The sequence below is a fragment of the Alteromonas abrolhosensis genome (assembly GCF_001953635.1).
In the GTDB taxonomy this organism is placed as follows: Bacteria; Pseudomonadota; Gammaproteobacteria; order Enterobacterales; family Alteromonadaceae; genus Alteromonas; species Alteromonas abrolhosensis.
This window is the reverse complement of the sequence record NZ_MEJH01000026.1, coordinates 1-5,382: the sequence shown is the minus strand read 5'-3', so window position 1 is coordinate 5,382 and position 5,382 is coordinate 1. Positions and strand designations below refer to the sequence as shown.

Sequence of the window (5,382 nt, the reverse complement as noted above, 5' to 3'; positions counted from 1 at the left end):
AGTGCTCAATGACAGATGGCTACGACTGCTATCAAAACGCCCTTGCAGAGCGGATAAACGGTATTCTTAAAAATGAATACTTACTCCATAAGCCAAGAGATTTAGAAGAAGCGAGAAAGATGGTTGCAGAGTCAGTAGCTATCTATAATGGTAGGAGGCCACATCTGGCCCTTAAATACAAAACGCCCGATGAAATACATCGGGCGTTTTAACCGAAATAAGTGTCAACCTATTTCAGGACTAGTCAAAAATTAACTAAACGCTCTGCGCTTTAGCTGTTTGTGAGTGGTTACTTACAAATTAGTTCGCAGCCCGCTTTATGTTGCAGCCAGCACTCGTTCGCCAATTCCGCATTTATAAGAGGATGCGATTTTAGCCAGCCTTCGGGGAAAGTAAGTGTCCACTTACTGTCTTCACAGTGCAGGTTCACTTCAGGAATATGTTTGTTCTGACGACGCAAACATAGCACCACCGCTATGCGCAAAATACGCAGTAACCCTTTTAACATTGGGCGGTAGTCCTCATGGTATTTATCAAATGCCTGAGGCTTGATAGTTAACCTATGCTGGGCAACTAAGTCGCGAATAGCGGCGCGCTGAAGACGAGTAAAACCGGGTAAATCTATGTGACTTAAAATATACCCACCGTGCTCATGATGACGCTTGTATTCTATGTGCAGACCTATCTCGTGAAGCTGTGCGGCTGCGCCTAAAATGGTTTCTGTGTCTAGGTGACAGATGTTCTGTTGTGCACATAGTTGATGACACAAGGTAAGCGCAACATGCCTTACAGAGTTAGCATGACTCGCATCAATGTGATAGCGGTGCTTGGCTTGGTTAAGCGTCTGCTGGCGACGGTCGTTGTCGGTGACATTATCTAACATGCCATAAATGAGACCTTCCCGAAGGGCACCACCAGAAATATTCATGTGCTTAATCGTAAGCGCTTCAAATAAGCTGATAAGTATTGCTAAACCAGAAGGAAATATAGCTTTTCTATTGTCTTCCAACCCGTCGATATCAAGGGTTTTGATACTGCCGCATTCAATACACTGCTGTTCTAAGTGGTACAAATAGTCCAAGCGAATAGCATCACTGATCCCTTGTGCTACAAGAATTTCAGTAATGGCTTGCGGCGTGCCTGACGCACCTAAGCAGTTTTCCCAGTCAAAACATAAGAACGCGTCTGACACTTCGGCAATGAGCGCATGTGCGGCTTGCTTGGCGTTATTGAAATTCTCTTCGGTAATAGTGCCACCAGTGAAGTAGCGCTCCATAAAGGTTACGCAACCCATATCTAAACTTTTCAGATGAATAGGCTGCATATCGTTGCCGATGATTATTTCTGTGCTGGCGCCGCCAATATCAATGACTAGGCTGTTACCTTGGTTAGCTGATGTATAAGCTACGCCAAGATAAATTTGCCGCGCTTCTTCCTCACCGCTAATTACTTCAAGTTTATGATTGAGAATTTCTTCCGCTTTGCGAATGAATACATGGGCATTGGTTGCTAATCGCAAGGTGGCCGTAGCGACAATCTTAATGTTTGAGGGAGGAATATCCTGCAGGCGTTCCGAGAATACTTGCAGGCATTGCCAGCCGCGTTCCATGCTTACGTCATCAAGTGCGAAATCATCATCTAAACCTGCTGCCAGGCGCACTTTCTGTTTAATTTTCCCTATTATTTGCACACTGCCGTTAACAACGTGAACAATCACCATGTGAAAGCTGTTAGAGCCTAAGTCTACGGCGGCGTAATACTCGCCATAAGTCTGTGCGTCGTGCTGGAGTTCTGCCTGCATAAAATCTCGATTCTTATTGAGTTCCTTTACGCCTTATTACTGCGCTCTATTATTGCGTTGCTGGGGCTTTCCTCGGCCTCTACCGTTACCACGGCGTGAAGTATTTCTATTGTTAGGTGTACGTCTTCTACGTGGCTTTGGTGGCGTTACATCGTCAAGAAGCGCACTGCGGTCGTAATCGGTAACCGGAATAGCCTTTTGGATGTATTGCTCAATTGCAGGTAAGTTTAGTGCGTATTTTTCGCATGCGAAACTAATTGCAACACCACTTTGTCCTGCACGGCCAGTACGACCAATACGGTGTACGTAGTCTTCGGCGTCGTCTGGTAAGTCGTAGTTAAAAACGTGCGTTACCGCGTCAATGTGAAGACCACGCGCTGCAACGTCGGTTGCCACCAAAATGTCTAAGTTACCTTTGGTGAAATCTTCTAAGATCCCCAAGCGTTTCTTCTGTGGTACATCGCCGCTAAGCAAGCCCACACGATGGCCATCTGCGGTAAGCCAGTCGGTGACTTTTTCACAGCTGTTTTTCGTGTTTGCGAACACAATCGCTTTTTCCGGCCATTCTTCTTCAAGTAGCGTAAGAAGTAACAGCATTTTGTCATCATCAGACGGGTAGAATAGCTCTTGAGAAACGCGTGTAGCGGTTGTTTGCTCTGGCGCCACCTGAACATGGGTTGGATTGTTCATGTGCTCGTATGCAAGTTCCTGTACGCGGTAGCTTAGCGTCGCTGAAAATAGCATGCTTAAGCGTTCGCTTGCTGGAGGCATACGACGGAATAAAAAGCGGATATCTTTAATGAAGCCCAAATCGAACATACGGTCGGCTTCATCAAGTACGGCAACCTGAATATTCTTCAGTGTGAACACATTCTGTTTGTAGTAATCAAGAATGCGTCCTGTCGTACCAATTATAATATCTACCCCTTCTTCCAAAGTTTCACGTTGACTTTGGTAACCTTCGCCCCCATAAATCAAACCAAGCGACAATCCAGTATGCTCACTAAGCAATTTGGCGTCGTTATAAATTTGAACGGCTAGCTCTCTGGTCGGCGCCATAATAATTGCGCGAGGGCCATTTGATTTGCTGTTATCTGCATTTTCTGCTTTGCTTAGCAAATAGTGAAATGTAGCCACCAAGAAGGCAATGGTTTTACCGGTTCCGGTTTGAGCCTGACCTGCAATGTCGTGACCTTCCAATAAAGGAGGCAGTGCAAGTGCTTGAATTGGTGTACAATGTGAAAAATTAGCTGCCGCCAAGGCGTCAACAACCTTGCCGTTAATCGGCAGGTCAGAAAAGTGAGTATCAGTTAAGTGAGTAGGCATAGCTTATAGCTTATCAGTGCTTGCATTAAAAAACAGTTTCTATATAACACTTATGGTCGGGCTGAGACAAATCAGCAACAGACCAATAATGGAGAAAAGAATGAGCGACAAAATTATCCAGTTATCTGACGATAAATTCGAAGCAGATGTTATCAATGCTGAAGGTCCTGTACTGGTTGACTTCTGGGCCGAATGGTGTGGCCCGTGTAAAATGATCGCACCAATCTTAGAAGAAGTTGCGACCGAGTTTGATGGCAAGTTAACAGTTGGCAAGTTGAATGTCGATGAAAATAACGAAACTCCACCTAAATATGGTATTCGTGGTATTCCTACATTGCTACTTTTCAAAAATGGTAACGTTGCAGCAACTAAAGTTGGCGCGCTATCAAAAGCTCAATTAACAGAGTTTCTTAACGAAAATCTGTAATTAGAAGCAAATTGAAAACCGGTGCTATTAAAGCGCCGGTTTTTATTTACACCACAGGTGCTAACGTTTCATTCTAGAAGAGTGAGCTACAAATTATTTAACATTTCAGTGGTAAAACGCTGGACGTTGATTAAATATAGTGCTAACTTTTCTTCAGCGCTCATCCGAGCAGCATTCTGCTTACGCCCATATCCGGGTGATATCAAATCTAAACTAGAACAGAGTGACTTTAAGTCCTGTAAGCGAAGTTCAAGCACAAAGACCCACCAGTATGAATTTAACTGAATTAAAGAACAAACCAATTAGCGAGTTGGTTGCCCTGGCCGAGGAAATGGGCCTGGAAAACATGGCACGCGCCAGAAAACAAGACATCATTTTCTCTATCCTAAAGACACATGCGAAAAGCGGTGAGGACATCTTTGGAGATGGGGTACTAGAAATTTTACAGGACGGTTTCGGCTTCTTACGCTCAGCTGACTCTTCGTATCTTGCAGGACCAGACGATATCTATGTATCGCCAAGCCAAATACGACGCTTTAACTTGCGTACCGGTGATACGATTGCCGGGAAAATTCGTCCACCAAAAGACAGTGAACGTTATTTTGCCCTGCTAAAAATCCGCGAAGTTAACTTCGACAAGCCTGAAAACTCACGTAACAAAATCCTTTTTGAAAACCTTACACCGCTTCACGCAGCAGACCGCTTGCGCATGGAACGTGGTAATGGCTCAACAGAAGATATTACCGCTCGTGTACTAGATTTGGCGTCGCCTATCGGTAAAGGCCAACGTGGTCTTATCGTAGCACCACCTAAGGCGGGTAAAACACTTCTTCTTCAGAACATTGCACAGTCGATTGCTGCTAACCACCCTGAGTGTGAGTTAATGGTATTGCTTATCGACGAGCGTCCGGAAGAAGTAACTGAAATGCACCGCTTGGTACAAGGTGAAGTCGTTGCATCAACATTCGATGAGCCAGCTAGCCGCCACGTTCAGGTAGCTGAAATGGTTATCGAAAAAGCCAAACGTCTTGTAGAACACAAGAAAGACGTGGTTATCCTGCTTGACTCTATCACTCGTCTAGCGCGCGCATACAACACCGTTATCCCTTCATCAGGTAAAGTACTTACCGGTGGTGTTGATGCTAATGCACTTCACAAACCTAAGCGCTTCTTCGGTGCTGCTCGTAATGTTGAAGAAGGCGGAAGCTTAACCATTATCGCAACAGCACTTATCGATACCGGCTCTAAAATGGATGAAGTTATCTACGAAGAGTTTAAAGGTACAGGTAACATGGAATTACACCTTAACCGCAAAATTGCGGAAAAACGTGTATTCCCAGCTATCGACTTCAACCGCTCAGGTACCCGTCGTGAAGAGCTGCTTACTGCACAAGACGAACTACAGAAAATGTGGATCCTTCGCAAAATTGTTCATGAAATGTCAGAAATTGACGCGATGGAATTCCTTATCAGTAAGCTGTCAATGACGAAGACTAACGATGAGTTCTTCGACGCAATGCGTAGACAAAAGAGCTAATGTAAGCTTTCTAATAAGCTGATATATAAAGAAAAGGCGCCAAATTGAAGTGACCCCCAATAGTTGGACTATCCAATTACTGGGGGTCTTTTTATGTCAAAACATCACAGAGCATTTAAGTTAAAGCTAGCGCGACTAGCGCAAGAAGAGAGTTCAGGAGCCTTAGGTAGAAAGTTTAAAGTACGACCTAACCTTATTCGTTACTGGTCTCAAGTCTATCGCATCAACGGCTTTGATAGTTTTATCCATAAGCAATTGCCTTACACCTTTGAATTTAAACTGCATGTACTC

The 5,382-nt window shown here is 44.4% G+C and carries 5 protein-coding genes and 1 pseudogene; 4 read left to right on the top strand and 2 right to left on the bottom strand.

All coding sequences use genetic code 11. The annotated features are described in order from the left end of the window. A partial coding sequence (locus BGK61_RS19330; RefSeq protein WP_157888798.1) for an integrase core domain-containing protein occupies positions 1–212 on the top strand: 212 nt, incomplete at its 5' end. Between the two features lie 77 nt (positions 213–289). Here BGK61_RS19330 and BGK61_RS19325 read toward each other — a convergent pair. Next, positions 290–1,801: a Ppx/GppA phosphatase family protein gene (locus tag BGK61_RS19325; protein WP_076012008.1), complete on the bottom strand. Its 1,512-nt coding sequence runs from the start codon at positions 1,799–1,801 to the stop codon at positions 290–292. 36 nt (positions 1,802–1,837) lie between these two features. After that, entirely contained in the window at positions 1,838–3,127 is a 1,290-nt protein-coding gene (gene rhlB / locus BGK61_RS19320) for an ATP-dependent RNA helicase RhlB (RefSeq protein WP_014997164.1), read from the bottom strand. Between the two features lie 100 nt (positions 3,128–3,227). Here rhlB and trxA point away from each other — a divergent pair, with 100 nt between their 5' ends. The 3 genes and pseudogenes from trxA to BGK61_RS19305 all read left to right on the top strand — a co-directional run. After that, positions 3,228–3,554: a thioredoxin TrxA gene (gene trxA / locus BGK61_RS19315; RefSeq protein WP_012517074.1), complete on the top strand. Its 327-nt coding sequence runs from the start codon at positions 3,228–3,230 to the stop codon at positions 3,552–3,554. 271 nt (positions 3,555–3,825) lie between these two features. Continuing rightward, positions 3,826–5,091 (top strand): transcription termination factor Rho, encoded by a 1,266-nt coding sequence (gene rho / locus BGK61_RS19310; RefSeq protein ID WP_014997165.1) that lies wholly within the window; start codon positions 3,826–3,828, stop codon positions 5,089–5,091. Positions 5,092–5,184: 93 nt separating this feature from the next. Continuing rightward, positions 5,185–5,382: pseudogene (locus BGK61_RS19305) on the top strand (transposase); the annotation flags it as partial.